Raw genomic sequence first — 25,011 nt, 5'->3', positions numbered from 1 at the left:
AGAGTAGACCTTAGCGTGGCAAATTAATACGAAGCGCGCGCTGGCGCACATTTAGGAAGTAGACGGTCGCTACACAGACAAGTCCCAACAAGAATGTAAACCAACCAATGCCGTCAATATAAGGCATAATTCGAGCACTTAGCCACGGGTGCATATGAAAATGGTAATCGATAAAGTCGTTGAAGACGGTCCATAATAACGCTGCAGCCAAATGTCCTTTTTTGATGCGGAAGTATGGCATGAATAAAAGTGCCTGTAAAGCCATGCCTGCATGGGAGACATTCAGCATAATAATTTGCCAATGAAGCGGGGCGCCTTCCATCACTTGAAACGTATTCATGACAACTGCCCACACGCCGTATTTAAGTAACGTTACGGCAGCAAGCGCTTCGATTAAGCCAGATTGCTTACGGCTCAAAAAGCCAATCAACACAAACACAAAAAACAAACTTGCCGTCGGACTGTCAGGCACAAACCAGATAAAATGCAGCGGAGTGGCCGCAAGCTGGTCGCCATACCAGTAAAACCCATAGATCGTGCCTAACACATTAATGATTAGCAGCAACCATAAGCTGATGCGTTTCGTTAAAAGCCCATACAAATAAGCTAGCATGCCAGCCCTTCCTTTCATGAAAAAAGCCGCCCATTTGGGCAGCTCTTAGTATAACACAATCATTCAGGATCTTGACCATGGTTTGCGATGAACTCTGCCAAAATTTGCAGTTCTTCTTCAGAACCCGTGAACTGGTCGGCAGGCATCGCTCCTTGCCCATTTTGAATGATTTCAATGACTTCTTCAGGTGTTTTTTCTGTTTCAAGCAAGTTCGGCGCTCCCGCACCGCCTGTCATTTGGTCGCCATGACATTGGATGCACGAATCTTGGCTTGAATAAATTTCAAACCCTTCTGCTTCCTCATCAATTTCGGCTCCTTCTACTAGCTTCCCTTGCTGGGCAGCAGCTTCCCAGTCATGCTGGTCCACTGACTCCCATGTCAAGTAAACAACGGATGCAACACCAAGAAGCATAATAGAGGTAGCAATCGGGCGACGGTGTGGCCGACGTTCTTTTGATGTATCCAACCACGGAGCAAGCAGCAAAGCGCCGAATGCAACGCCTGGAATAACCACCGTACCTAGTACATTAAAGTCGCCAGAAGCAAACTCATATTTAAGCAATTGATATAAAAACAGGAAATACCAGTCTGGAAGCGGAATGTAGGCTTCCAATGGATCAGCAATTGCTTCAAGCGGCGCAGGATGGGCCACAGTTAAACATAAAAAGCCCATTAAAAAGACTGCCCCTACCATCCATTCCCGCAATAGGAAGTTTGGCCAAAAAGCTTCCGTTTTTCCAGGGTATTCCGAGTAGTCTTTTGGAATGTTTGGTTTTCGGCCATCCGCTTTAACACGGGAATCGCCGACAAACTTCATTCCTTTTCCTCGATGCATGGGTTTCCCCCCTTAGTATAATCACATATTAGCTAACAATTATAGCGGGCCAGAAATGCCTTGACGGCGAATCATGATAAAATGCGCCCCAAGCAAACCAAGCAATGCTGCTGGCAAGAAGAAGACATGGATAGCAAAAAAGCGCGTCAACGTCGCAGCACCGACAATTTCGCCTCCGGCAAGCAACGCTTTTGTAAAGTCGCCGATGATCGGTACGCTTTCAGCAATTTGAAGTGTGACGACAGTTGCAAAGTATGCTTTCATATCCCAAGGCAACAAATAGCCTGTTAAGCCAAGGCCAAGCATCACAAAGAAAATCAATACTCCTACAACCCAGTTTAATTCACGTGGCTTTTTGTACGAGCCGGTAAAGAACACGCGCAACGTATGTAAAAACATCATGACAATAACAAGGCTGGCGCCCCAATGGTGCATGCCGCGGACTATGACACCCATTGCTACATCGTTTTGCAAAAAGTAAACAGATGCATGGGCATTCACAATGTCCGGTACGTAGTACATGGTAAGGAACATTCCCGACAAAATTTGAATAACGGTTACAAAAAACGTCAAACCGCCAAAACAATAAATAAACGCCGAAAAGTGATGAGCTGGGTTGACGTGCTCTGGCACTTCATGGTCAGCGATATCCCGCCACATTGGCGTTATGTCGAGACGCTCGTCCACATAATCATAAATTTTTTGAAGCATTTCTCGCGCCCCTCCTAAGTTCTTTGACTCACCTGTCCAAGATAAACTTGATTGCCTTCCACCACGACTTCAAAAACATCAAGTGGTCGCGTTGGTGGCGTTCCGGCGATATTCGTACCGTCTTCTTCAAAACGCCCCCCATGGCATGGGCATTGGAACTCGCTCGCATCCTCATTGTACGCAACTGTGCAACCAAGATGCGTGCATACTGAAGATAGAGCGACAACTTTATCGCCGTCCAAATAGATGTAAGCTTCGTGCTCTACTTGTGACTCGTACCATGAGTCAACTTGCGTGAAGCTCCACGTAAACCGCTGCGGCACATCTGTCAAATCATCCAGTTCACAAACGAGCTGCATATCCGACTCCGCACCTGCTTTTAAGGCAGGATCAAGGGCAAAGCGAATCATCGGCATTAACATGCCAGCAGCCATGAAACCGCCGACGCCAGTGAGCGTGTACGATAAAAATTGCCGTCTTGATACTTTGTGGTCTCTCTCGCTCACTATTTTCCCTCCTAACAACGTTCATAATTGTGCTCCTTTTATTCTGAGCATTCTTAACAAGACTAATACTAGGACGATACCATCATACTATAAACCGCCTACATTGCGCAATATAAGTTAGAAGAGCGCTTTCAGACTTTTTGTTGCCAAAGCTGCGATAAAAAGGGGATCAGCTGTTTTAACTGCCCGTCCATCACTTCTTTACGGTGCTTCGCTTCAACAAATTCGAGGGGAAGCGCTGGCACAAAAAACAGTGCCATTTCGTCAAGCTCGTTTTCAGCCGTTTTCCATTCCCCGTCAGCTGTCAGCAAACAAATGTGAGAAAATGAGGCTGCTTTTAAATCGGCTGCCCATCCTAACAGCCTGTCAATGCGGCTTGACAACGGTTCTGATTGGGCATAAGTGAAAGCAGGAAATTGCATGATCCGCCCGTGAAATTGCCGTTCCATTTCATCTGCTAGCTGCGCAGTAAACTCAACCGCTTGCGTCACTGTTTTCACCTCAGTATCCCACGTTGTTTTCATTAGCGGAATAAGAGCTGTGTCTACATAGTCAGCCGCTTTTAAATATGTATCAATGTCTGCTGCACGAAACCGCATATCATCCTCTCCTTTTGTCCTTCTATAGTATAGCAAAAAAACAGAGCCAGTTGGCCCTGTTTTCAAGATTTTCTTAAGCGATTTAACTGTTCGCTCAATTCCATGAACGTCTCCTTATCGCCATTGTCAAGCGCCTCGTCAATCGCTTCAGACAGCTTTTTGAGTTGGAACAAGCGAACCGACTCCTGTAAAAGCGCTTCTGCTTTTCGCTCAAATGCCTGAGCCCTTTCTTGCGTTTCTGGCAAGTACGGATTGTCTTCGAGCACCGCTAAGTATTGCGGGCACGTTAAGCGCTCTTGGAAGTGGAGCTCAATATATATGTCTTCTGTTTGGTTTAAGCGAATGTCGTGGAACGCTTTTTCGCAATCCGTTGTAACATGATGCTTTTTGCGGAAAGAAAATGGGATTTGTTCAATTCCTTGAGCAGAAATAACCAAAGCTTTTGGCGTGCCTTCAGAATGGTTTAAAAAGTGAACTCGTTCCATTAGCGTATCATCATTCATCAAGTAGTTCAAAAGCCAAGCACATTCTCGCCTTTTCAGTTGATGGCGTTTGAGAAAGCTGCGCAAAAATGCTTTTTTGTCCATGACTGGAACCATATTGCTCATTGCTCACTCCCCCTTTCTGAATTCGTTGGAAACTTTCCTAGCTCCTGCATACCTGTAAATTCGCCTTGCCATTGCCTGAATCCTTTTTCTAGCCACAATTCGTTTTCTACAAATCACGCTGTAACATGCTACTCTGCTTGCAATTCATCGAGGAGTTCTGACAAATCACTCCGCTCAGGGCTTTGTTGCAGCGCTTTTTGAAAAAGTTCTACTGCCTTGTTTCGCTCTCCCTCTTCCAAGAGAAAGTGACCATACTCGCTTAGAAAATCTGCATCTTCATGAAAAGCAATATAGGCCTCTTTGTATTTTTCCCGTGCCGTTTCATAATACTCCAGCTCTTTATGAGCGAGTGCTTCGTACCAAACGAGCAGCGCATCTGTTTCCCCGTAGGACTTCGCATGTTCGACAAGCTCCAGCAGCTCGTCAAATCGTTCTTGTTCCCGCAAAAACGCTGCTAATGTTTGCAACGCCTCTGTATTTGTTGGATTTAAAGCAATTGCCTGGCGCAAGTATTGTTCAGCACCGACAAAATCCTGTTGTTTATACAGCAGTTTCCCGGCAAGCAATGGCAGCGCATCATTAAATTCATCCATACGCATGCCCGCGGCCAATGTTTCAAATGCTTCCTCATAACGCTTTTCCGCTTCATAAGCGCGTGCAAGCGGCACATAGACACTTGTGAAATCAGGATCGAGTGTTTTTACAGCCTCAAGCTGTTCAATCGCCACCGTGTAATCACCTTGCTGAAAAGCGGTGAAACCAAAATTAAACAATGCATTCGGCGGCAGTTCATTCTGTTTTTGCTGGTGGTATAGCAAGAGCGCGTCTTCAAACTGGCCATTAGCCCCATAAGCTTCGGCAAGCGCCAAACCGACATTTATGTCACCGAGTTCCTCTTTTGCATGCAATGCCTGTTTTAAATACGGGATAGCTTTATTATATGAACCTTGTTCAAGATAAAATTCACCGAGTGCATACGTAATGATGACCTCATTAGGCGCTTTTTTATGGGCCGCGAGCAGTCTTTGCTCGGCTGCTTCATCAAGAGACTGCAACTGGTATAAATCAGCAAGCAGCAATTGTGCTTGTAAAAAACTTGGATCGTTTTCGCCGATCTCTAATAAATACTCAATCGCTTCGTCTTCTTGGTCGGCGTCAATCATCATTTCTGCTGCCAAAACGTACAACTCCCCTTCATCAGGGTATAATTCGAGCAATTGTTCAATGAGCGGCCGTGCTTTATCGACATGCCCTAGCTCATAATAAAGCTCTGCTGCTTGGTAGAGCTGGTCATGGTTCGTTGTATCCGCAAACGCATTTAGCAAACGGAGTGCTTCTTCTACATTCCCAGATTCAATTGACGCATAAATTTTCTTTTTTATGTCCACAAAAACATCATGCTCCTTTTGCATGCTTCTTGCCTTTATTTTATAGTAAGCAATTGCGCCCTTTCAACCATTCTGTTTGCCCATCGTTTTTAAAAAAATCTTTTATGGCAAAACCTGTTGACAATGGAAGCGTTTTCGTTTATTCTCTAATTAGCGTATGGTTTCTCTCCACTCCTATCCATACATTCTTAGCTATTATGGCTAAATCCATTTGTAAACGCTTTCGTTTGCAGATGGATTCTTTTTTTGGGCAAAAAAGCAAGCACATGGCTTGCTTTCAAAGGTGGACACTGCCCGTTGATTTGATTTACAACTGTTCACGCAGACGGAACCATTTGCTCCTGTCCTCGTTCTCCATGCCTACACGCCTCTGCTACAATCGATTTCGATTCGCTTGGACGCTCTTCTACTGTAGCGACTGTAAATGCTCAAAAAACTGAGGATACGATACAGAAATGGCACCTATGTTTGCTAATTCTACCGGCCCATTTGCGCATAAAGAGGCAATGACAAGCGCCATGCCAATACGGTGGTCGCCATGGGAATCCACTTTTCCGCCTGTAAGCGGCTTGCCGCCACGGATAATCATGCCGTCATCGGTCGCTTCAATGTCAGCCCCAAGCTTAGCCAATTCGCCTACAACCGTATCAATGCGGTTCGTTTCTTTCACTTTTAGCTCTTCAGCATCACGGATAATAGTGGTGCCTGAAATTTGCGTAGCAAGCACTGCTAACACCGGTATTTCATCAATTAGCGTAGGCACTTCCTCTCCTTCAATGACAAACGGTGAGAGCTCGCTTGTTGATATCGTCATATCTCCCCGTGGTTCACCACCTGTCGTCACTTGCTCGTCAATCGACAGCTTTGCTCCACTCCGCTTTAAGACTTCAAGAATGCCGGCACGCGTTGGATTTAAGCCTACATTCTTTAAGTGGACGCGACTCCCTGGAACGATACAGCCTGCGACAAGAAAAAACGCCGCCGATGAAATATCCCCTGGAACAACGACGTCAGCTGCTTGAAGGGACTGGCCGCCTTGAATGGAAATGGTCTTGCCCGCTGTCGTCACTTTCACGCCAAAAGCATGGAGCATTCGCTCTGTATGGTCTCTTGTTGTTTGCGGCTCTGTAACAGATGTTTCCCCTTCTGCTTGCAATCCCGCTAACAGAAGCGCTGATTTGACTTGTGCGCTTGCTACAGGCATCGTATACTCGATTGCTTTCGTTTGCCCACCACGGATCGATAACGGTGTTTTATTTCCCGTTTCCCGTCCGTCGATTTGCGCGCCCATTTGCCGAAGTGGCGCCGTCACCCGTGCCATCGGGCGTTTGCCAATCGAATCGTCACCGACAACGACCGAATGAAAAGGCCGACCAGAGAGGACGCCCAATAGCAAACGGATTGTTGTACCGGAATTGCCGACATCTAGCACACCATTTGGCTCCTTCAGCCCATCTAACCCTTTGCCTTCAACCGTGACTTTGTCGCCTTCTTGTTCAATCGCTACACCCATTTGCCGGAAACAGGCAATCGTGCTTAAACAATCATCGCCAGGAAGAAATCCGCTGACGTTTGTAGTACCATTCGCCATAGCGCCAAACATGACAGCGCGGTGTGAAATCGATTTATCGCCAGGTACGACAATTGTCCCTGACAAACCCGATTCTGCTTTGTTTAGCAGCTTTATCGTCTCGTCCATACTTCTTCTCCTTATATCGTGTAAGTTTCATACATATGCCGTTTCAGTTCTTCCTGGGCATATACTCGATCGTCTTCTGAACGGAAACTAAGGCGCAAAACGCCCATAATGTCTTCCCGCGTCTCTAATATTCGAATATTGGTAATGCTAATTTCTTTATTAGCAAGTATCCTTGTCACATCGGAGATAACGCCTGGATGGTCAGGAACATCGACGAACAAATCATAAAAAGCCGGTATCGCTCCTTTTTCGCGCTGTGGCAACTCTTCACGGAATGCTTTTGCTTCTTGGAAGTAAGCATGAATGGCTTTGCCGTCGCAGCGTTCAACCATTTCTTTTACGGAATCCATCTCGATTTGCCATTCGGCAAATAGGCGCAGCATTTCTTCTTTATTATGCAAAAGCACATCACGCCACATGACCGGGCTCGCCGAGGCAATCCGCGTAATATCCCTGAAACCGCCTGCCGCTAATTGGGCTACCTCTGGATCGGTTTTTTCAAGCTTTTTGAGCTGATGGACTAGGCTAGCTGCAATAATATGGGGGAAATGGCTCACTGTGCCTGCCAGTTTGTCATGCTGTTGTGGTTCCATTTGCAAAAAACGCGCTTTCGTGCCTTTCAATAAATTTTGCAAGGCGATAATATGGCGTGGCTCACTATTCTTGCCAGGTGCTAGCAAGTAAAACGCATTTTCAAACAAATGGGCTTTTGCTGCCTCGACGCCCGATTTATGTGACCCTGCCATCGGATGGCCGCCAATAAAGCAGACGTTGTCACCGAAATGGTTATCAGCAGCCGCGGCAATATCTTGCTTTGTTGAACCGACATCCGTAACGATGACACCTTGTTTCAACGGGATCGTGCTAAGCTGCTCAATCAATTCAATCGTTTTGCTTACTGGCACTGCTAAAATGATAAAATCAGCTGCTTGTGCCCCTTCTTCTAGGCTTGAGGCAGCCTCATCAATTACGCCAAGTGCTTTAGCCATATGGAGCTGTTCGGCTGAAATATCGTAGCCAACCAAATGGATGTCTTGGTCGCGCTTAATTGCAAGCGAGATGGAGCCGCCAATCAACCCCATCCCGACAACAAATGCTGTACGCTTCATGTCAATACTATTCTCCTACTCTTTTTATGCGCCTAAGCTTGCACGGAGCTGGTCCAAAATCTCAGGAGCTTTTTCTATAAAGGCATCATTTTCGGCCTCATTGCCTATGGAAATTCGGATTGCCGTCGGGTAACCGAGCGCTTCACCTGAACGGAGAATAAAGCCATTTTCAAGAAAAGCTTGAAAGACAACATCTCCCGGAATCCCTGTTTCCACAAGCAAGAAGTTTGTTTCCGACGGAAACACAAACATCCCTCTGGCCTCAAAGAAAGCGCGCAATTTTGCCTTCTCGACACTGTTTTTTTGCTTGCACGCCGCAATAAACGCTTCGTCTTCCAGCGCTGCGAGTGCGGCTGTGTGAGCAAGGATGTTGTTGTTAAAGGGCAATCGCACAGGTTCAATTTGACGAGCGATTTCACGCTGACTAATGCCGTAGCCGACGCGGAGGCCTGCAAGTCCATATGCTTTTGAGAACGTCCGCAACACAACTAGTTGCGGATATGCATTTAACAGCGCGACGCTGTTTGGGAAGTCATCTAATTCTACATATTCATAGTAAGCTTCATCGACAACGACCAAACATGTAGTTGGCACGGCGTCTAAAAACGTTTTCAACTCGGCTTCACCGAGTGCGACCCCATTTGGATTGTTCGGATTGCAGACCCATACAATTCGCGTTTGGTCGTCAATCGCTGCAAGCATCGCATCTAAATCGTGAGAGCCGTCTTCTTTAACGGTTATTTCTTTTATCGTTGCCCCTTCAATCGTTGCATTTAACTTGTACTGAGAAAAAGAGGGCGTCGCCATAACCGTGTTGGTCTCAGGCGTTAAAAAACTTCTGCATAATAGTTGAATAACTTCATCAGTGCCATTTCCTAATATAAGCTGTCCTTCATCTACTTTATGTTTGGCAGCAAGTGCTTTGCGCAAGGCTGTGCCATAGCCATCCGGATACAAAAACGTTTTTGATGCTCCATCGGCAATCGCCTTTGCGACAGCAGGAGACGCCCCATACGGATTTTCATTCGATGCCATTTTTATGACGGTCTCTAAACCGTATTCCCTTTTTACATCTTCAATCGGCTTGCCTGGGGCGTAAGGCGGCAACCCTTGTATTTGTTTTTTTGCTAACATCGTGTCTGCACCTGCTTTCCCTAGTCTTACTAGCTATCCTACGCAAAATTAAGCGTACTAGCAACTGTTTAATAGGTCGGAGCGGGATGAAGAAGAGAATTGACATATTGCTCAATTTCTTTGACTGCTTCATCTCGTGATTCCGCCTGTTTTAACGCCTCGCATCTGAGGCCAATTTGCTCAACAATCGCACTCCCGATCACAACACCGTCAGCATGGCGCCCCATTTCCTCAACTTGTTCGTAGCTGGAAATGCCAAATCCAACTACAAACGGGACAGGCGATGCTTCTTTTACCAGCTTTAAAAAAGCTTCTACTTGTGGATGAAGTGTTTTTCTCGCGCCAGTTACGCCTAGCGAGGACACACAGTATAGGAACCCTTGGGCGCGGCTGGCAATCGCTTTGATCCGTTGCTGAGATGTTGGCGCCACAAGTGATATAAGGGCAAGCCCTTGTTTTTCACACTCATTAGCCAATGTTTCGCTCTCTTCAAACGGCAAATCGGGAACGAGGAGGCCGTCAATTCCGTAGTCGCATGCGGTCTCACAAAAACGTTCAAACCCAAATTGTAGCAAAGGGTTGGCGTAAGTAAAGACAATAACAGGAATTGTAAGCCCCTCTTTTCTCATTTCCGGGACGAGCGCCATCGCCTTAGCCAGTGTCATTCCTCCTGCTAGTGCACGTTTGGAGGCGTTTTGTATGACCGGTCCATCTGCCAACGGGTCAGAATAAGGAATGCCAAGCTCCAGCACATCCGCCCCACTTCTCTGTAATGAGAGTGCGAGGGCGATGGTTGCTTCTCGCACCGGGTCTCCGGCGGTAATGAACGGAATAAACAAGTTGCCCTTTTTTACAGCATCACGAAGCCGCTTATTCATCGTACCCCTCCTTATAAACCCGTTGCAATGTGTGCATATCCTTATCGCCTCTGCCTGATAAACATACGAGTACAGATTGGTTTGGCGTCATCGTTTTCGCCATTTGAAAAGCTTTAGCCAACGCATGAGCCGATTCAATTGCGGGAATGATTCCTTCCTCTTTGGCTAGAAGCGCAAGTGCATCGAGCGCCTCCTTATCGGTTACAGCTTCATAACGAACTCGCTTTTGGGCGGCCAAGTAGGCATGCTCAGGGCCAACGCCAGGGTAATCCAGTCCGGCGGAAATCGAATAAGGCTCCTTAATTTGCCCAGATTCATCTTGAAGCAAGTACGTAAGCGAGCCGTGGATAATTCCTTTCGAACCTTTGCTGATCGTGGCAGCATGTTCGGCTGTATCAAGCCCCCGTCCTGCCGCTTCGACGCCGACAAGCTCCACTTCATCGTCGAGAAACGGGTAAAACATACCGATTGCGTTGCTGCCACCGCCAACACAAGCAACAATTGTATCAGGCAGTCGCCCTGTCTTTTCTGCCATCTGCTGTTTGGCTTCATCGCCGATCACGCGCTGGAAATTGCGGACCATTTTCGGATAAGGATGCGGGCCGACTACGGAGCCGATTAGATAAAACGTATCATCTGCGTGGGAGACCCAATAGCGAATCGCTTCATTGGTAGCGTCTTTTAGCGTTCGGCTCCCCGTCTCCGCCGGCACAACCTCGGCGCCAAGTAATTCCATGCGAAATACATTTAACTCTTGCCGCTTCATGTCTTCCACGCCCATAAACACTTTGCATTCCATGCCAAGGCGGCTAGCAACCGTTGCCGTGGCGACGCCGTGCTGGCCTGCCCCTGTTTCGGCGACAAGCTTGTTTTTGCCCATTCGTTTTGCAAGGAGCCCTTGGCCAATTGCATTATTCAATTTATGGGCCCCCGTATGAACCAAATCTTCCCGCTTTAAATAGATATTGGCTCCGCCTAATTTTGCGCTAATGTTTTTCGCAAACGTCAGCGGTGTTTCCCTGCCTGCATATTCAGCCAAGTCGGCTTTTAGCTCTCCTATAAAAGCGGGATCAACCATCGCTTTTGCCAGCCCAGCTTCCAACTCTTCAATTGCCGACATTAATGTTTCGGGAACATATTTGCCGCCAAACTCGCCAAAACGGCCGCGGCTATCTGGTATTGTTTCTTGCATAATGGACCCCCGCTTCTTGTTCAAGGCGCGCTATTTTTGCGACGCTTTTTTTTCCGTTCTCTTCAATTCCGCTCGATACATCCAGTCCGTCTACTTGGTAGCGGGCAAGCTCGACGACGTTTTCAGGCGTAATTCCGCCTGCAATAAGCACTTGCGTACCTTGCCGAACTCCTTCTTCCTTATAAGAAGGTATCTGTTTCCAGTCGAATGATTCGCCTGTTCCGCCCCAGCCTTTGGCACTTTTACAATCAATTACATAGCCATCGGCAATGCCTGCAAAAGCCTGCATGATGCCGAGCGCGCTGCTTGAATGATGGATCGCTTTCCATACCTGCTTTTGTGTGCGGTCCTTGACGGCCTGCAAAAAAGCAGGCGTTTCGGTGCCATGTAACTGGATCACATCAAATAGGTCGCTGCTGGCAACTTGTGCGATTGTGTCAAGTGATTCATTCACAAAAAGTGCTACCGTTTGCTTCGTGCTCATGTCAGTTGTAGCCAACCATTGCGCCACGTCCGGAAGGGCAACTTTGCGCTTGCTGTTTGCCAATACGAAGCCCATGTAATCACAATGAGAAGCTGCTGCCACTTCGACATCCTCTTGCTGATGCAGTCCACAATATTTTAGTTTCATTGGTTTATCGCACTTTCAGAAAACAAGTCGATGATCGCTTGCCTTTTATCGTCTTTACGCATCAACTGTTCGCCAATCAACACAGCGTTCGCTCCAGCTTTCTTCACACGCGCAATGTCATCAGGTGTATGGATGCCACTCTCGGACACAAGCAACGCTTCTTTCGGCACCATTTTTGCAATCTGCTCGGTTTGGGAAACCGACGTTTGGAACGTTTTTAAATTGCGATTATTGATGCCTATCACTTCTGGGGTAAAAACAGCAAGAAGCGACTCTAGCTCTTCTTCGCTATGGACTTCAACTAAACACTCCAACCCTTTGCTATACGCTAATTCATATAGTTCGTGGAGCTGCTTCGCTTCCATTGCACCGGCTATTAACAACATGGCGTCTGCGCCAATGCACGCTGTTTCCTCTACTTGAAGGGGCGACAGAATAAAATCCTTCCGCAATACCGGCAAAGACACGGTCTTTTTCACTTCAGCCACATAAGCAGTGTCCCCTTGAAAATACGTACGGTCTGTCAAAACGCTAATTGCGCTTGCTCCGCCTTCTTCATAAACCCGTGCAATCGCTGTTGGTGAAATCGTCTCACATAAAACCCCTTTTGACGGGGAGGCCTGTTTAATTTCTGCAATTAGCCCTAGTGGCAAAGATGTTTTTTGTAAGGACGCTTTCAGGCTTTTTTTTGGAAAATACTGCTTTTCAGGCAACTGGAGTTGGCTGATTTCCTCTCGTTTTGTCGCCAAAATTTTCTCAAGCATGCTTGATTCCCCTTCCCTGTTGTTGCAATGATTGCAAATAGCGAAACACTCGTTTGCTCTCTATCGCTTTGCTGGCATAGTGAACGCCTTCAGCAATGTGACTGGCATTTCCACAGGCGTACAACGCTGCTCCAGCATTTAAAGCAACAATGTTTTTCGCTGCCTGTGGCCCGTCGCCTGAAAAAATCGCGCGGATTAACGCAGCACTTTCAGCGGGCGTATCTACTTGGATATCAGCAAGATTTCCAAGCGGCAAGCCTACGTCGTCAGGTGAGAACCGATACGTTTCGCACCTACCATCTTTCACTTCTACTACGTGTGTGTCGCCATGAATGGCACATTCATCAAGGCCATCAGCGCCTGTAACTAAAAGGCTGTGCTCGCTACCAAGCTGGCGCAATGCTTCTCCCATTTTCAAAGCGGCCGCTTCATCGTAAACGCCGAGAAGCTGGTAACGGGCACCGGCTGGGTTCGTAAGCGGGCCTAGCAAATTAAAAATGGTACGGAAGCCAATTTCTTTCCGTGGGCCAGCGACGTGGCGCATTGACTGGTGGTACAGCGGCGCAAATAAAAAGCACAAGTTTGTTGTTTCAAGCATTTGGCAAGCTTCTTCAACGGAAGCTTGAATGTTGATGCCGAGCTCTTCCAACACATCAGCACTGCCGCTTTTGGAAGAGACAGAGCGATTGCCGTGTTTGGCGACAGGGACACCGAGCGACGCCAAAACGAGCGCTGACGCAGTCGAGATGTTAAACGTTCCAAGTCCATCTCCTCCTGTGCCGCACGTATCAATCGTCCCCTCAATGACAGCAGGGAATTTGCGCGCATAAGCGCGCATCCCTTTGGCAAAGCCGAGAATTTCCTCCGCAGTCTCGCCGCGAACGCGCATCATCGTAATGAGGCTCGCCACTTGGCTGGCGGTTGCGCGCCCTGACATGATTTGTTCCATCACTTGCTCTGCTTCTTGTACAGACAAGGATTCGCCCATTAAACATTTGTTCAGCACGTGCTTCATCATGACAAACGCACCGCCTTTGCAAACAATGCTTCTGTCTGTTCAATCGCATGAATAAGTGCCTTTGCTTTGTTTAATGTTTCTTCGTATTCTTTTTCCGGGTCTGAATCTGCGACAATGCCTGCTCCTGCTTGGATGGTGGCGCAATTGCCTTCCAGAACAATCGTACGAATCGCAATGCAAGAATCGATATTGCCGTTGAAATCCATATAGCAAATGGCGCCTCCGTAGATGCCCCGTCTAGTCGGTTCTAGCTCATTTAAAATTTGCATGGCGCGAATTTTCGGTGCACCAGAAAGAGTCCCAGCAGGAAATGCCGCTTTTAACGCGTCATAAGGCGTTGCTTCAGGCTTCAATTTGCCTGTTACTTTGGAGACGAGATGCATCACATGGGAAAATTTCCCGATTTCCAACAAGGATGGAACTTCTACGCTTCCATAAACTGAAACCTTGCCAACATCATTGCGCGCCAAGTCAACAAGCATATGGTGCTCCGCCCGTTCTTTGTCGTCGGCTAGCAACTCGCGGGCTAATGCTTCGTCTTCGGCCGCCGTTTGCCCACGCTTGCGCGTGCCTGCAATTGGATGTATTTCGACATGGTCACCGCGTACTTGGACAAGCTTTTCTGGCGAACTTCCAATGATTTCTTTTTTTCCAATTTTAATATAGTACAAATACGGCGAAGGGTTAACATAGCGCAACACACGGTACAAATCGAGCCCGCCAACAGAAACGGTCATTTCTAGACGTTGTGACAAAACAGCTTGGAAAATGTCCCCTGCCTGAATATAAGCTTTAATCCGGTTTACATCGTTTATAAAGCCTTGTTTCGAATAGTTGGAGCGAACCTCGATCGGCAGCTGCTTTTTCGTGACCATATGTGGCAAAACAGGCGCTTTCGCACTTTCCAATTTACCGATTAGTGTACGAATTTTCGCTTGCGCTTCAGCAAAAGCTTGTTCTGCTGGCTGCAAGCCACTTTTGACTAATTGAATCAGCGTCAATTGCTTTGTTTGCTCATGAAAGCTTAACAACTGTTCACAAAAAATGAAATGATAATACGGGCAGCTGCGTTGATCGCTCCGCTTGATGACAGGCTCTATTTCTTCGACCGCGTCATAGCTGACGTAGCCAACGGCGCCTCCTTGGAAAGGAATCTCCATTTCGCTCGGTTGCGGGTCGATATGTGAAACGGTTTTCTGATAACACGCTTCGAAATTTACCGCACTGGCAACTACGTTACCAGTCTGCAAGTGAATGGTTTTATATGAACCGTTCTCTTCTACACACTCATAAATTGGGCTCAACCCAATAAAGGAGTAATTGGACCATTCCGACTGCACGTCATTGCTCTCGAGCAAATAGGTCGCTTCTTCTTGCAATGCTTGAAACATTTGAATAGGGGTCAAGCCATCGGCAAATACCGTTTCGCTATAAAAGCATGTACCGTAACGGTTGTAGGCTTGCTGAAAAGATGCAAAAGGGGTTTTCTTCATCTCACTCACTCCTTGTGATGTGAAAATGAAGAGCGGGGGTGGCGAAAAAAGGGGATTCGCCTCTGGTGAAGGTATGGAAAAAAACATATAAAAGCATGTTTATGCAACCATGCTTGCCATTCTTGACTCTTCTCTACTCTTCTCCGCTCCGCTCAACTCATTCTCAACTAGTCTCTTATTATACTCAAACTCAACTATCTTGCTATTTCCTCTTGCCCAGTAGTGTAACGCAAATCCCCGTTTCCCGTCAACGCCCTAAGCGCCTATTTTTTTAATAAATCAGGGCGCAACACAATTGCCCCTTCTAAAAAAACATGCTTGATCTCCTCTTGCTTTAAAGATGTATTCACTGTCATCATTACACGGATACAAAGGGGCAAGCTTCCTTTTACCGGAATTTCTTGAGCGCACATTACAGGAACGTATTGCCATCCTTGTAAATGCCGGACCGCCTTCGCCGGAAATGTAGCATCAATATCGTTTGTAGCCGTCACAATCACTTGGGCGATTTGCTCGGGCTGCAACGCATTTTGACTGACCATTTCCCGCACGAGTGTTTCTGTAGCCTGTTCAATTTCTTGCGCCTCATTTTTTGTTACGGTTGTTGCACCTCGGACGCCACGAATCATGATCTTCCTCCCAGTTCTTCTTCTAACAACTCTAAAAGCAAATGTTCATCGACTGTTTTTGTATAGGCGGCTCCAAGCTGAGCGAGCAACACCATGACAATCTTTCCTGCATTCGTTTTTTTGTCGCTTTTCATACGGGCAAGCAACCGTTGTGCTGAAAGCCCTGCTGGCAAACGAAGGTCATAACCGAGGGCAGAAAACCACTCTTCATAATCGGCAAGCCGCAAATCCTCTTTTGTAAAACGGAGGCTAAGACGAAAAGCAAAACGCATGCCGATTGCCACCGCTTCGCCATGGGTTATCTTTCCATACCCTAGTTCTGCTTCAATCGCATGAGCGAGTGTATGACCAAAGTTCAAATGGGCGCGGATGCCATGCTCTTTTTCATCTTTGCCAACAATGTCGGCTTTGATGGCAATCGCCTTGGCCACCATTTTTTGCAAATTATCTGCTTTTATACTTGTTAGTGCAGGCACTGTTTCACGCAGCCAAGCTAAAAAAGAAGCGTCGGCTATAAAACCAAGTTTAACGATTTCTGCAAAACCAGAACGCCATTCGTGTTCCGGCAAAGTTGCCAACAATTCTGTGTCGAACAAGACAGCTTCAGGCTGATGAAAAACGCCAATCATATTTTTAGCGGCAGGCAAATTGACTGCTACTTTTCCGCCAACGCTTGAATCATGGGCAAGCAAAGTAGTTGGAACTTGAATAAAGCGAACGCCACGCATATAGGTCCCCGCTACAAACCCGGCCAAATCGCCAACAACGCCGCCTCCAAAAGCGATGATAACCGACTGGCGGTCAAGCTGTTTTTCCAAACAAAAAGCGGCAAGCTGCTCATACACATGAAAAGACTTTGATTGTTCCCCCGCTTTCACGACAAACGTATGAGGCTCCTTTGAAAAAGAAGAAACCAACACATCAAGATAACGGTTTGCGACATTTTCATCTGAAACGATCAAATAGGAAGAAGCCGGGGCAAGCGCTTCAATCGTTTTGCCTGCCTCCCGCAAAATTCCTGACCCCACTTCAGCCTTGTATTGTTTTGAAGAGGTGTGAATGTCTACAAACATCGTTTAAAACTCCTTTGAAGCGGCATGGTGACGTTCGACAGCTGCCTGGATCAGAGGAAGCTGGTCAGAACCAAATGTATCAAGCAAGGCATTGGCAACTTCCCACGCTACCACATTTTCGCAGACAACCGATGCAGCGGGAACGGCACAGCTATCGGAACGTTCAACACCTGCGGCAAATGGTTCTTTCGAATCAATATCTACGCTTTGCAGCGGCTTATACAACGTTGGGATTGGCTTCATCACACCTTTTACGACAATCGGCATACCGTTGGTCATCCCGCCTTCAAAACCGCCAAGGCGATTCGTCTTCCGCTTATAGCCTTCCTCTTCGCTCCAAGTAATCTCATCATGAACTTGGCTGCCTGGAAGCCGCGCTGCCTCAAAGCCAATGCCAATCTCTACACCTTTAAACGCGTTGATGCTCATGACTGCGCCAGCGATTTTGCCATCCAATTTGCGGTCATAATGGACATGGCTGCCGAGGCCAATAGGCACGCCAGCAACAACGACTTCAACTATGCCGCCAATCGAATCACCATCTTGTTTTGCCTTGTCAATGGCTGCCATCATCTTTTTGCTTGCATCCTCGTCTAAACAGCGTACAGGTGACTCTTCTGAGCGCTTTTGCAATTCTTGGATCGTGGCATAGTTTGTTTCCTCAGCCCGAATGCCGCCAATTTCGCGGACATGTCCGGCAACTTCAATGCCACAAGCTTTAAGGATGACCTTTGCCAATGCTCCACAGGCAACACGGACAGTCGTTTCCCGCGCTGATGAACGCTCTAAAACATTGCGCATATCGCGGTGCCCGTACTTGATTGCACCATTTAAATCAGCATGACCTGGACGGGGACGTGTTAACTTCCGTCTCATTTTTTCCGCTTCTTCCTCACTTATCGGTTCAGCGCCCATTATTTTTGTCCAATTTTTCCAGTCTTTATTTTCGACAACAAATGTGATAGGGGCACCAGTCGTCATGCCATGGCGTACGCCGCTTACTATTTGAACGCGGTCTTTTTCAATTTGCATACGGCGACCACGGCCGTAACCGCCTTGGCGCCTAGCCAATTCACGGTCAATATCTTCTGCCAAAAGCGGCAATTGCGCTGGCACGCCTTCAATAATCGCAGTCAGTTGTGGTCCATGTGACTCTCCTGCTGTTAAAAATCTCAATGTTAACACCCTTTCCTATCTTGCCGGCAATACTTTATCGCTTTTATGCGTTAAATTATAGCATGTATTGGAGCAATTGTCTGTACATTCATGTTACTTTTTCATAAAAAAACGGCTTTATTGCTTGTAGACCATATTGTTGGGGATCAAAAATTTGTTCCGTACTGCCGACAAACAGAACTCCGCCACGAACCAAAGACTCACTAAATTTTTTGAAAATCGTTTGCTTTGCCTCCTCTGTAAAGTAAATAAGCACATTGCGGCAAATAATCAAATCGCAGCGTGTCGGGTACTCGTCAGCAAGTAAGTTAAGGCGCTTAAAATTCACAAGCTTTTTCACATCTTCTATGATGGCAAAATCGTCCCCTTGCTTACGAAAATAAGCATGTTGGAACTGGCTATTCATTTCTTTAAATGCATCCTGGCGGAAACGGCCTAAGCGTGCCTTTTCTAGTATGGCCGAGTCGATATCGGTCGCAAGAATCGTTTTATTTTGTAAAGGAATATTTGCTTCTTTGATGAGCATCGCCAATGAATATGGTTCTTCTCCAGTCGAACAGGCGCTGCTCCAGATGTTCAATCCACTTTTTTTCGTCGCTAGTCGTGGCAAAATCTCTGTACGTAATGTCTCCCAACGAGTACGATTGCGGAAAAACGAAGACACATTGATTGTGACACGATCTACGCATTCTGTAAGCAGCAAAGGATCATTGGCCATCGCGTCCGCATAGCTTGAAAAGCTTGAAAAATGCCGTTTATCGCGAAGTGCAGTGAGCCTCCGTTTCATCTGCGTCTCTTTATATGCTTGCAAATGAATGCCACTCAGTTTGAAAAAAACAGAAACGAATTGTTCATAATCTTCATCTATTCTCATCATGTTGCCGTTTTTCTGGCAGATACGTCTGCCAAATAACGTTCTTCCTTTCCATGTTAATGCTTTACTCTTAAAATGAGTGTACCATGTTTAACGGTAGCTCGACACAGTCAAGCAGACTTCTTTTTAAAACGCGTTCGTTTTACATAAAAAAGCCAGTTGAGCAGAACCCAACTGGCTTTGTTTTAAACCCATTTATTGCTGTCTTTTTGATAATCGTTTAGCTCTTCTTCTTTAAAGAAAATAGCGATTTCACGCTCAGCTGATTCTGGGGAATCAGATCCGTGTACGACATTCATGCCAACGTTGACTGCTAAGTCGCCGCGTATCGTCCCTGGAGCAGCCTCGCTAGGATTGGTGGCGCCAATGAGTTGTCTAGCTGCTTTAATAACTCCTTCTCCTTCCCAAACCATCGCAAACACAGGTCCGGAAGTAATAAAGCTAACAAGCTCGCCAAAAAACGGGCGTTCCCGATGTTCGCTATAATGCGTTTCCGCCGTTTCTTTGCTTAAAGTGACCAGCTTAGCTGCAGCAAGCGTGTACCCTTTTTGTTCAAACCGCGATACAATGTTTCCAATCAAATTACGTTGTACGCCATCAGGCTTAACCATTACGTATGTACGTTCCATTGTCTAACCTCGCTTTATGAATGTTTACACCGAACGTTTCAAGTATAGCAAATTAGGAAAACGCTAACAATAAGATTTCTTAGAATAGAGGGGCTTTTTTACAAACAAAAAAGCCAGCTTGCCGCTGGCTTAGTATTTTCTCCGTCCTATGTAACTGGCCACTTCAATTAAATGCCTTTTGGCATCAATGTCGGGAAATCCCATTAAAAGCGTGTTTGCCTTGTGCAAATAGCGATCACTCATTGCCTGTGCATATTCAATCCCGCCTGATGTGCGGACTTCATTTAATAGCGGCTCCATGTCCATTTCTAAAGAAGACTCTTTCGTTAATGACTTCTCTAGCCGTTGTTTAAATCCAGGCGTGTGCTCAATCGCATACAGCGCAGGCAACGTGACATTGCCTTGGCGTAAATCGCCCCCGGCTGGCTTGCCTAGCTGTTCATTGGTGCCTACAAAATCGAGTATGTCGTCCATAATTTGATAAGACATCCCAAGAAAATAAGCAAAGTAATAAAGGTTTTTTTGGAGTTCATCTGTCGCGCCTGAAACGATGGCACCCAGCTGGCAGCTAACGGCAATCAACAATGCCGTTTTACGTTTAATCCTCCTCAAGTAAATGCGTAAACCTTGATCCCAATTGTACTGGTCTCGGATTTGTTCAATTTCGCCTCGGCATATTTGGTTCATGACGTCGGAAATAATCGTATGGACTCGTTTATCGCTGAAGGCTTTTGTCGTTTCAATCGCGTGCCCGAAAATGTAGTCGCCAGTATACATCGCTACACGGTTATCCCAACGAGACATCACTGTTTCCCGCCCACGCCTTAGCGGCGCATTATCAATGACATCATCATGGACAAGGGAACCCATATGAATGAGTTCAAGCGTAACGGCAATGTGCTTTAATCTGTCTAATTGATAATCGCCAAACTTCCCGGCCAAAAGCACGAGCACAGGACGGATTCGTTTCCCACCGGCTTTTAACAACCCCGTTGATGCTTCTTTTAAAACAGGGTGTTTAGCCGAAAGGGTTCGTTCCAATTCCGCTTCAATAAATTCTATATCTCCTTGAAATGCTTTATAAATATCTGCTAACTTCATCAACGCCACCCTCGTGCAGAAACTGTTACTGCTTATATTTTATAACAGACGTGGTCGGCCTCCACTTACTCAATGTAGGCACTTCCCGTTCAAGAAAGCCTTCTTCATAACAAAGCTGAAAATAATACAGCAAACCTTGCTCCGTTTTGCTTGTTGGCTGATGAAGCAGTGCCTCAAAGTACATGTCCCAGAAAGAAAGGCTTGCCATTCCTTTACGCTCTAAATAACGGCTTATCTGCCTATACCCATCCGCTGCTGTTCGCAAATAACTTTTTCTTAAGGATTGGTGTAGCATGTTAATTTCTTCCACTTTGCTTTCGAGCGCATCTTTCCTAACTGCAAATAACGCGTACGTCATCGGTAAGCCTGTCCATTCATACCACAGCTGGCCAAGGTCATACACATAAGGGGCATCAGCGTGGCGCTCTCGAATGGCGTCATCGCCTATTAAAAGGGCTGCTGTATGGGATGTAAGCATGTTTGCCAAATCAGGCTTTTCTTGTTTATAGCAAGGTGTTACCTGATAAAAACGCTTTAATACGATTTTCAGCAAATGAACCGTTGTCTCTGAGCTTGTTGTCAAAGCCACCGACTCGCCCTCAAGCTTATTAATCGGCACTTTTGAAAACAAGAGCAGAGAGTGAACCATGCCAGCCGAAGCAACACAAAGATCCGGTAACACCACATAGTCTTTTTCATTTTTGCCGTAGGAAAAAGACGATATGGCGGCAGCTTGAAGTTCGCCAGAGGCTAGCATATGGTTGATATTCGCTGGTACATTTTGCGTTATGCATATGCCGTGTTGCTCTAATGAGCTACGGTCCAGCTCGAAGAAAAACGGCAATGTGTTGGTATATGCAATTTCTCCAACATGTAAGCTCATAGGAACCTCCTTTAATAAAACCGGATGACAAGCATATCGGCAAAAGCAAATAAAAACATGACGACACTAAGCGTCCCATTCATCGGAAAAAACGCCAATTGCACTTTCGATAAATCTTTCTCAGAAACAATTAAATGCTGGTAAACCATAATCATTCCTGAAAGGGCGACGCCCACCAAGTAAATCCATGTCAAAGGCGTTAAAAAGTAGAGACCAACAAAAAACGCAAAACTGACGACATGAAAACAACGGGCGATCCATAACGCTTTTTTGATGCCAAAACGGCTTGGAATCGAATGGAGCCCGTGTGTTTGATCGTATTCAGCATCCTGTGTTGCATACACGGTGTCAAAACCAGCAAGCCAAAACATGACAGCCAAAAACAAACAAAAGCTAGCCAATGGCAACTGGCCAGTTACAGCAACCCATCCGCCTAAAGGCGCAATCCCGATCGTTATCCCTAAAATTAAGTGGCATGCCCACGTAAAACGTTTGGTATAGGAATAAAACACAAGAAAGAATACAGCAATTGGCAACAAATAGACGGAAAGAATATTCAACTGCGAAGCAGCCAAAAACAATAGTGCAAAAGAAGCGACAATAAAAATCCAGACATCCGCCTTCGATAACAGCCCTGCTGGTATCTCCCTGTTAGCCGTTCTAGGGTTTTCACGGTCAAACTTAGCGTCTATGACGCGGTTAAGCGACATCGCGGCACTCCTTGCTCCGACCATCGCCAATGTCACCCAAAGCCACTGAAGCAACGAAGGAAACTGGCCGTAGGCAATTAAACTGCCAAGCAACATTGCTAGGAATGCAAACGGCAATGCAAAAATTGTATGTTCAAATTTAATCATTCGCAAAAAGATTTTCGTTTTATTTAAAGATGCAGTAGCCATTACTGCCTTACTCCTCTCCAATATCACACATTTCTATATCGGTTTTATCCCCATATGCATAGCGCAAACACCGCCTGTGTAGCTCTTTACTGTAACATCCTTCATTCCAGCTTCAACGAACATGTCCCGAAGTTTGTCTTTTCCTGGAAACGCTAATGTTGATTCTTGGAGCCACGAATATTCTTCGTATTTTTTTGCAAACACTTTTCCTGCAAGGGGCATAATCCGCTTAAAATAAAAAAAGTATAGTTGTTTAAAGACTGGTATGGTTGGCTGCGACGTTTCGAGACAAACAATTTTGCCTCCAGGCTTCGCTACTCGGCACATCTCCTGTAACACTTGCATGTAATCAGGAACATTCCGCAACCCAAAACCGATCGTCACATAATCAAACGTGTTGTCATCATACGGAAGCGCCATTGCGTTTCCGTGGACGAGTGAGATATTAGTGCGCTTAGCAGCTGCAACTTTTTCACGTCCGACCGCGAGCATATTTTCGCTAAAATCAAGGCCAATCACGGACCCCTGCTCGCCAACGGCTTCCGACAGCGCCAACGTCCAATCGCCTGTGCCACAACATACATCGAGAGCACTCGTTCCTGCTTGGACATCCATTTGCTTCATTGTATCTTTACGCCAGCTTTTATGTTGCTGTAAACTGATAACAGAATTCATCACATCGTATTTTTTATAAATCGATTGAAATACGTCATGAACGCGTTGTTCTTTCGATTGGGCCACTCCCGCTACCTCCTTGCTTTTTCAAGGAATGTTTTTATAAACGCACTTGCTTTATTATTCTGCTTGTCCACTGCTTCTTGTAGCTGTTCTAATTGCCTCTGCTGTTCAACTTTAAAAAGAGAACCTTGTTTATTCTCAGCCATCCAAGCTTCAATGAGCGGCGATAAGCAACCCGCCTCAGCATTTTCTTTTTCTTTTTCTAAGCGTTTATACAGAAAAAACGGCCTAAGCAACGGCTCGTATCCTTCCTGACCAATTTCGTTGGCTATCGCCACTGCTAGTAGTGCTTCAATCTCTTCCGTTTGAGCGAGACGCGTTTCAAACGAGTTGTCTTTGTCTAGGTGGCTTGCAATTTTCTTTTCATATACTTCTTGAAGGGTGCTGCCAAACAGTTCAATCATATCAACCGCATGGACTCGAGCCAAAGCTTGGTAGTAGAGGGCGCTATAAAAATCGCCAGCCAACACATTTAGTTGGCGCTTCTTTTTGGCAAACTCTTCATTTGTGTTATGTAAGGACACAAGATCGTGGATCAATAGTCCGGCATGGGCAAAGCCCCATGCAAGCGTGATCGCCCCGGCACGATCTGGCGGTTCCGATTCAGTCAAAATCGTATAAACCAGCCAAAGTTCATCGGCGTCGGGGCGGGTGTTGTCAATGTATCCTTGCAAATAATCGTATTGCAATATCCGTTCAAAGCGCTGTTTTATTTCAAGCGCCGATCGCATCTCCGGCAACGTTGTATTGCTCATTGTTCATGTCCCCTCTATCGCGTGCAACCCGCTAATGTTCTTTATATAGTATAGCATACGCCCTTATCCAATGAACACAAAGAAAAAAGCGCTCGCATTTAAGCGCCTGATTCCTCCGTATCCAATGTACCATGGCTTGTTTGGATAATCGCTTTGCCGCGGACTTTGACAGCTGACGTATGTTCTGTAAATTGGCCAATCATGACTTCGCCTTTGTCGAGTTTTTCCGAATGGTGGAAGCGGGTATCCGAACCGCGGGTAAGGCCAATAACCTGAACACCATTTTCTTTTGCTTTTATAACAAAAAAATCATTCTCATGCCCCATCGTTATACCTCCTTCGTTTGGATTAGTTGCAATACTTCCGCACGCGCTTCCCCGTCATTGGCGAATGAGCCGCGCACCGCTGTTGTCACCGTTTTCGAACCTGGCTTTTTAATGCCTCTCATTGCCATGCACATATGTTCTGCTGACAAAACGACCATTGCCCCTTTTGCATCTAAAGTAGACATGAGCACATCTGCTAATGTTTTTGTCATTCTTTCTTGTACTTGCGGCCTTCTTGCTATGCCATCGACAGTGCGCGCCAGCTTCGACAACCCTGTCACGATGCCATTTTTGGGAATGTAAGCAATATGAGCTTTCCCAAAAAACGGTACAAGGTGATGCTCGCACATCGAAAAGAACGGGATGTCTTTAACAAGGACAAGTTCTTCATGCTCTTCGCCAAACACCGTTTTTAAATGCTCGCTAGGATCTTCGTGGAGACCGCTGAACATTTCTTCATACATTTGCGCTACCCTTCTAGGGGTATCAGCAAGCCCCTCCCGTTCAGGGTCTTCGCCAATTGCTTCTAATATCATACGCACTGCTTGCTGCAATTTATCGTGGTCAACCATTCTTGTCCCTCCACCAAAACTCTTTATAAAGGATAAATCTCTTCTAAAGAGTAGCAAAAGAACAGTGGAAAAGCAAAAAGAACTCATCGCATTTGGCAATGAGTTAGTCGAAAGCACTCTCCGTTTAACAGTCAAACATAGCAGATGCTAAAACAGCAAATACCTAAAGGGCCGCCT

Annotated in this window: 28 protein-coding genes; all 28 read right to left on the bottom strand. The window is 46.2% G+C overall.

Features of this window, described 5'->3' with window-relative positions; all coding sequences use genetic code 11:
• Positions 1-10 precede the first annotated feature (10 nt).
• Positions 11-613: a DUF1405 domain-containing protein gene (locus V5G21_RS19010; RefSeq protein ID WP_011246753.1), complete on the bottom strand. Its 603-nt coding sequence runs from the start codon at positions 611-613 to the stop codon at positions 11-13.
• A gap of 59 nt (positions 614-672) precedes the next feature.
• Positions 673-1,449: a menaquinol-cytochrome c reductase cytochrome b/c subunit gene (locus V5G21_RS19005; RefSeq protein ID WP_011246752.1), complete on the bottom strand. Its 777-nt coding sequence runs from the start codon at positions 1,447-1,449 to the stop codon at positions 673-675.
• Positions 1,450-1,488: 39 nt separating this feature from the next.
• Positions 1,489-2,160 (bottom strand): menaquinol-cytochrome c reductase cytochrome b subunit, encoded by a 672-nt coding sequence (gene qcrB, locus V5G21_RS19000; protein WP_011246751.1) that lies wholly within the window; start codon positions 2,158-2,160, stop codon positions 1,489-1,491.
• 14 nt (positions 2,161-2,174) lie between these two features.
• The gene (locus V5G21_RS18995) at positions 2,175-2,666 is read right to left on the bottom strand and encodes a ubiquinol-cytochrome c reductase iron-sulfur subunit (RefSeq protein WP_011246750.1); all 492 of its coding nucleotides are present in this window, start codon (positions 2,664-2,666) and stop codon (positions 2,175-2,177) included.
• 131 nt (positions 2,667-2,797) lie between these two features.
• Positions 2,798-3,265 carry a YpiF family protein gene (locus V5G21_RS18990; RefSeq protein ID WP_011246749.1) on the bottom strand — a complete coding sequence of 156 codons (468 nt, stop codon included), beginning with the start codon at positions 3,263-3,265 and terminating at the stop codon, positions 2,798-2,800.
• Between the two features lie 62 nt (positions 3,266-3,327).
• Complete coding sequence (locus V5G21_RS18985; protein WP_011246748.1) at positions 3,328-3,873, bottom strand: ReoY family proteolytic degradation factor; 546 nt, start codon at positions 3,871-3,873, stop codon at positions 3,328-3,330.
• Positions 3,874-4,001: 128 nt separating this feature from the next.
• Positions 4,002-5,261: a tetratricopeptide repeat protein gene (locus V5G21_RS18980; RefSeq protein WP_035204267.1), complete on the bottom strand. Its 1,260-nt coding sequence runs from the start codon at positions 5,259-5,261 to the stop codon at positions 4,002-4,004.
• Between the two features lie 406 nt (positions 5,262-5,667).
• On the bottom strand, positions 5,668-6,960 hold the full coding sequence (gene aroA, locus V5G21_RS18975) for a 3-phosphoshikimate 1-carboxyvinyltransferase (RefSeq protein ID WP_011246746.1): 1,293 nt from the start codon (positions 6,958-6,960) through the stop codon (positions 5,668-5,670).
• A gap of 11 nt (positions 6,961-6,971) precedes the next feature.
• The gene (locus V5G21_RS18970) at positions 6,972-8,069 is read right to left on the bottom strand and encodes a prephenate dehydrogenase (protein ID WP_011246745.1); all 1,098 of its coding nucleotides are present in this window, start codon (positions 8,067-8,069) and stop codon (positions 6,972-6,974) included.
• A gap of 24 nt (positions 8,070-8,093) precedes the next feature.
• Positions 8,094-9,203, bottom strand: a complete 1,110-nt coding sequence (hisC, locus tag V5G21_RS18965; RefSeq protein ID WP_011246744.1) for a histidinol-phosphate transaminase — start codon at positions 9,201-9,203, stop codon at positions 8,094-8,096.
• Positions 9,204-9,271: 68 nt separating this feature from the next.
• On the bottom strand, positions 9,272-10,081 hold the full coding sequence (trpA, locus tag V5G21_RS18960) for a tryptophan synthase subunit alpha (protein WP_011246743.1): 810 nt from the start codon (positions 10,079-10,081) through the stop codon (positions 9,272-9,274).
• A complete protein-coding gene (gene trpB, locus V5G21_RS18955; RefSeq protein WP_011246742.1) occupies positions 10,074-11,273 on the bottom strand; it encodes a tryptophan synthase subunit beta in 1,200 nt (399 codons plus the stop codon). Before trpB ends, trpA begins: the two co-directional genes overlap by 8 nt.
• The gene (locus V5G21_RS18950; protein ID WP_011246741.1) at positions 11,251-11,904 is read right to left on the bottom strand and encodes a phosphoribosylanthranilate isomerase; all 654 of its coding nucleotides are present in this window, start codon (positions 11,902-11,904) and stop codon (positions 11,251-11,253) included. Before V5G21_RS18950 ends, trpB begins: the two co-directional genes overlap by 23 nt.
• Positions 11,901-12,668 carry an indole-3-glycerol phosphate synthase TrpC gene (gene trpC / locus V5G21_RS18945; RefSeq protein ID WP_011246740.1) on the bottom strand — a complete coding sequence of 256 codons (768 nt, stop codon included), beginning with the start codon at positions 12,666-12,668 and terminating at the stop codon, positions 11,901-11,903. Before trpC ends, V5G21_RS18950 begins: the two co-directional genes overlap by 4 nt.
• Positions 12,661-13,686 (bottom strand): anthranilate phosphoribosyltransferase, encoded by a 1,026-nt coding sequence (gene trpD, locus V5G21_RS18940; protein WP_011246739.1) that lies wholly within the window; start codon positions 13,684-13,686, stop codon positions 12,661-12,663. Before trpD ends, trpC begins: the two co-directional genes overlap by 8 nt.
• Positions 13,683-15,179, bottom strand: a complete 1,497-nt coding sequence (gene trpE, locus V5G21_RS18935) for an anthranilate synthase component I (protein ID WP_011246738.1) — start codon at positions 15,177-15,179, stop codon at positions 13,683-13,685. The genes trpD and trpE overlap by 4 nt, the downstream gene beginning before the upstream one ends.
• Before the next feature lie 263 nt (positions 15,180-15,442).
• Complete coding sequence (gene aroH / locus V5G21_RS18930) at positions 15,443-15,808, bottom strand: chorismate mutase (protein WP_011246737.1); 366 nt, start codon at positions 15,806-15,808, stop codon at positions 15,443-15,445.
• Positions 15,805-16,881, bottom strand: coding sequence for a 3-dehydroquinate synthase (gene aroB, locus V5G21_RS18925; protein ID WP_011246736.1), 1,077 nt, complete (start codon positions 16,879-16,881; stop codon positions 15,805-15,807). Before aroB ends, aroH begins: the two co-directional genes overlap by 4 nt.
• 3 nt (positions 16,882-16,884) lie before the next feature.
• Positions 16,885-18,057, bottom strand: coding sequence for a chorismate synthase (gene aroC, locus V5G21_RS18920; protein ID WP_011246735.1), 1,173 nt, complete (start codon positions 18,055-18,057; stop codon positions 16,885-16,887).
• Between the two features lie 88 nt (positions 18,058-18,145).
• Positions 18,146-18,934, bottom strand: coding sequence for a CheR family methyltransferase (locus tag V5G21_RS18915; protein WP_249413776.1), 789 nt, complete (start codon positions 18,932-18,934; stop codon positions 18,146-18,148).
• A 182-nt stretch (positions 18,935-19,116) separates the two neighbouring features.
• On the bottom strand, positions 19,117-19,560 hold the full coding sequence (gene ndk / locus V5G21_RS18910; protein WP_011246733.1) for a nucleoside-diphosphate kinase: 444 nt from the start codon (positions 19,558-19,560) through the stop codon (positions 19,117-19,119).
• A gap of 129 nt (positions 19,561-19,689) precedes the next feature.
• Complete coding sequence (gene hepT, locus V5G21_RS18905; RefSeq protein WP_011246732.1) at positions 19,690-20,661, bottom strand: heptaprenyl diphosphate synthase component II; 972 nt, start codon at positions 20,659-20,661, stop codon at positions 19,690-19,692.
• A 25-nt stretch (positions 20,662-20,686) separates the two neighbouring features.
• Entirely contained in the window at positions 20,687-21,544 is an 858-nt protein-coding gene (locus tag V5G21_RS18900) for a menaquinone biosynthesis protein (RefSeq protein WP_011246731.1), read from the bottom strand.
• 11 nt (positions 21,545-21,555) lie between these two features.
• Positions 21,556-22,443: a UbiA-like polyprenyltransferase gene (locus V5G21_RS18895; RefSeq protein WP_011246730.1), complete on the bottom strand. Its 888-nt coding sequence runs from the start codon at positions 22,441-22,443 to the stop codon at positions 21,556-21,558.
• 33 nt (positions 22,444-22,476) lie between these two features.
• Positions 22,477-23,184, bottom strand: a complete 708-nt coding sequence (gene menG, locus V5G21_RS18890) for a demethylmenaquinone methyltransferase (protein WP_011246729.1) — start codon at positions 23,182-23,184, stop codon at positions 22,477-22,479.
• A gap of 5 nt (positions 23,185-23,189) precedes the next feature.
• Positions 23,190-23,936: a heptaprenyl diphosphate synthase component 1 gene (locus V5G21_RS18885; protein ID WP_011246728.1), complete on the bottom strand. Its 747-nt coding sequence runs from the start codon at positions 23,934-23,936 to the stop codon at positions 23,190-23,192.
• A 98-nt stretch (positions 23,937-24,034) separates the two neighbouring features.
• The gene (mtrB, locus tag V5G21_RS18880; protein ID WP_011246727.1) at positions 24,035-24,262 is read right to left on the bottom strand and encodes a trp RNA-binding attenuation protein MtrB; all 228 of its coding nucleotides are present in this window, start codon (positions 24,260-24,262) and stop codon (positions 24,035-24,037) included.
• A 2-nt stretch (positions 24,263-24,264) separates the two neighbouring features.
• The gene (gene folE, locus V5G21_RS18875; RefSeq protein WP_011246726.1) at positions 24,265-24,834 is read right to left on the bottom strand and encodes a GTP cyclohydrolase I FolE; all 570 of its coding nucleotides are present in this window, start codon (positions 24,832-24,834) and stop codon (positions 24,265-24,267) included.
• Positions 24,835-25,011: the final 177 nt, after the last annotated feature.

This window comes from Shouchella rhizosphaerae, from assembly GCF_036700015.1.
In the GTDB taxonomy this organism is placed as follows: domain Bacteria; phylum Bacillota; class Bacilli; order Bacillales; family Bacillaceae_D; genus Shouchella; species Shouchella rhizosphaerae.
The sequence above is the reverse complement of the archived record's forward strand: the minus strand, read 5'-3'. Positions and strand labels throughout refer to the sequence as shown.

What these genes read in the sequence shown, in the direction of transcription:
- V5G21_RS19010 (WP_011246753.1), bottom strand. Translation starts at nt 613, where the DNA reads ATGCTAGCTTATTTGTATGGGCTTTTAACGAAACGCATCAGCTTATGG.
- V5G21_RS19005 (WP_011246752.1), bottom strand. Translation starts at nt 1,449, where the DNA reads ATGCATCGAGGAAAAGGAATGAAGTTTGTCGGCGATTCCCGTGTTAAA.
- qcrB (WP_011246751.1), bottom strand. Translation starts at nt 2,160, where the DNA reads ATGCTTCAAAAAATTTATGATTATGTGGACGAGCGTCTCGACATAACG.
- V5G21_RS18990 (WP_011246749.1), bottom strand. Translation starts at nt 3,265, where the DNA reads ATGCGGTTTCGTGCAGCAGACATTGATACATATTTAAAAGCGGCTGAC.
- V5G21_RS18985 (WP_011246748.1), bottom strand. Translation starts at nt 3,873, where the DNA reads ATGAGCAATATGGTTCCAGTCATGGACAAAAAAGCATTTTTGCGCAGC.
- aroA (WP_011246746.1), bottom strand. Translation starts at nt 6,960, where the DNA reads ATGGACGAGACGATAAAGCTGCTAAACAAAGCAGAATCGGGTTTGTCA.
- V5G21_RS18970 (WP_011246745.1), bottom strand. Translation starts at nt 8,069, where the DNA reads ATGAAGCGTACAGCATTTGTTGTCGGGATGGGGTTGATTGGCGGCTCC.
- hisC (WP_011246744.1), bottom strand. Translation starts at nt 9,203, where the DNA reads ATGTTAGCAAAAAAACAAATACAAGGGTTGCCGCCTTACGCCCCAGGC.
- trpA (WP_011246743.1), bottom strand. Translation starts at nt 10,081, where the DNA reads ATGAATAAGCGGCTTCGTGATGCTGTAAAAAAGGGCAACTTGTTTATT.
- trpB (WP_011246742.1), bottom strand. Translation starts at nt 11,273, where the DNA reads ATGCAAGAAACAATACCAGATAGCCGCGGCCGTTTTGGCGAGTTTGGC.
- V5G21_RS18950 (WP_011246741.1), bottom strand. Translation starts at nt 11,904, where the DNA reads ATGAAACTAAAATATTGTGGACTGCATCAGCAAGAGGATGTCGAAGTG.
- trpC (WP_011246740.1), bottom strand. Translation starts at nt 12,668, where the DNA reads ATGCTTGAGAAAATTTTGGCGACAAAACGAGAGGAAATCAGCCAACTC.
- trpD (WP_011246739.1), bottom strand. Translation starts at nt 13,686, where the DNA reads ATGATGAAGCACGTGCTGAACAAATGTTTAATGGGCGAATCCTTGTCT.
- trpE (WP_011246738.1), bottom strand. Translation starts at nt 15,179, where the DNA reads ATGAAGAAAACCCCTTTTGCATCTTTTCAGCAAGCCTACAACCGTTAC.
- aroH (WP_011246737.1), bottom strand. Translation starts at nt 15,808, where the DNA reads ATGATTCGTGGCGTCCGAGGTGCAACAACCGTAACAAAAAATGAGGCG.
- aroB (WP_011246736.1), bottom strand. Translation starts at nt 16,881, where the DNA reads ATGTTTGTAGACATTCACACCTCTTCAAAACAATACAAGGCTGAAGTG.
- V5G21_RS18915 (WP_249413776.1), bottom strand. Translation starts at nt 18,934, where the DNA reads ATGATGAGAATAGATGAAGATTATGAACAATTCGTTTCTGTTTTTTTC.
- ndk (WP_011246733.1), bottom strand. Translation starts at nt 19,560, where the DNA reads ATGGAACGTACATACGTAATGGTTAAGCCTGATGGCGTACAACGTAAT.
- hepT (WP_011246732.1), bottom strand. Translation starts at nt 20,661, where the DNA reads ATGAAGTTAGCAGATATTTATAAAGCATTTCAAGGAGATATAGAATTT.
- V5G21_RS18900 (WP_011246731.1), bottom strand. Translation starts at nt 21,544, where the DNA reads ATGAGCTTACATGTTGGAGAAATTGCATATACCAACACATTGCCGTTT.
- V5G21_RS18895 (WP_011246730.1), bottom strand. Translation starts at nt 22,443, where the DNA reads ATGGCTACTGCATCTTTAAATAAAACGAAAATCTTTTTGCGAATGATT.
- V5G21_RS18885 (WP_011246728.1), bottom strand. Translation starts at nt 23,936, where the DNA reads ATGAGCAATACAACGTTGCCGGAGATGCGATCGGCGCTTGAAATAAAA.
- mtrB (WP_011246727.1), bottom strand. Translation starts at nt 24,262, where the DNA reads ATGGGGCATGAGAATGATTTTTTTGTTATAAAAGCAAAAGAAAATGGT.
- folE (WP_011246726.1), bottom strand. Translation starts at nt 24,834, where the DNA reads ATGGTTGACCACGATAAATTGCAGCAAGCAGTGCGTATGATATTAGAA.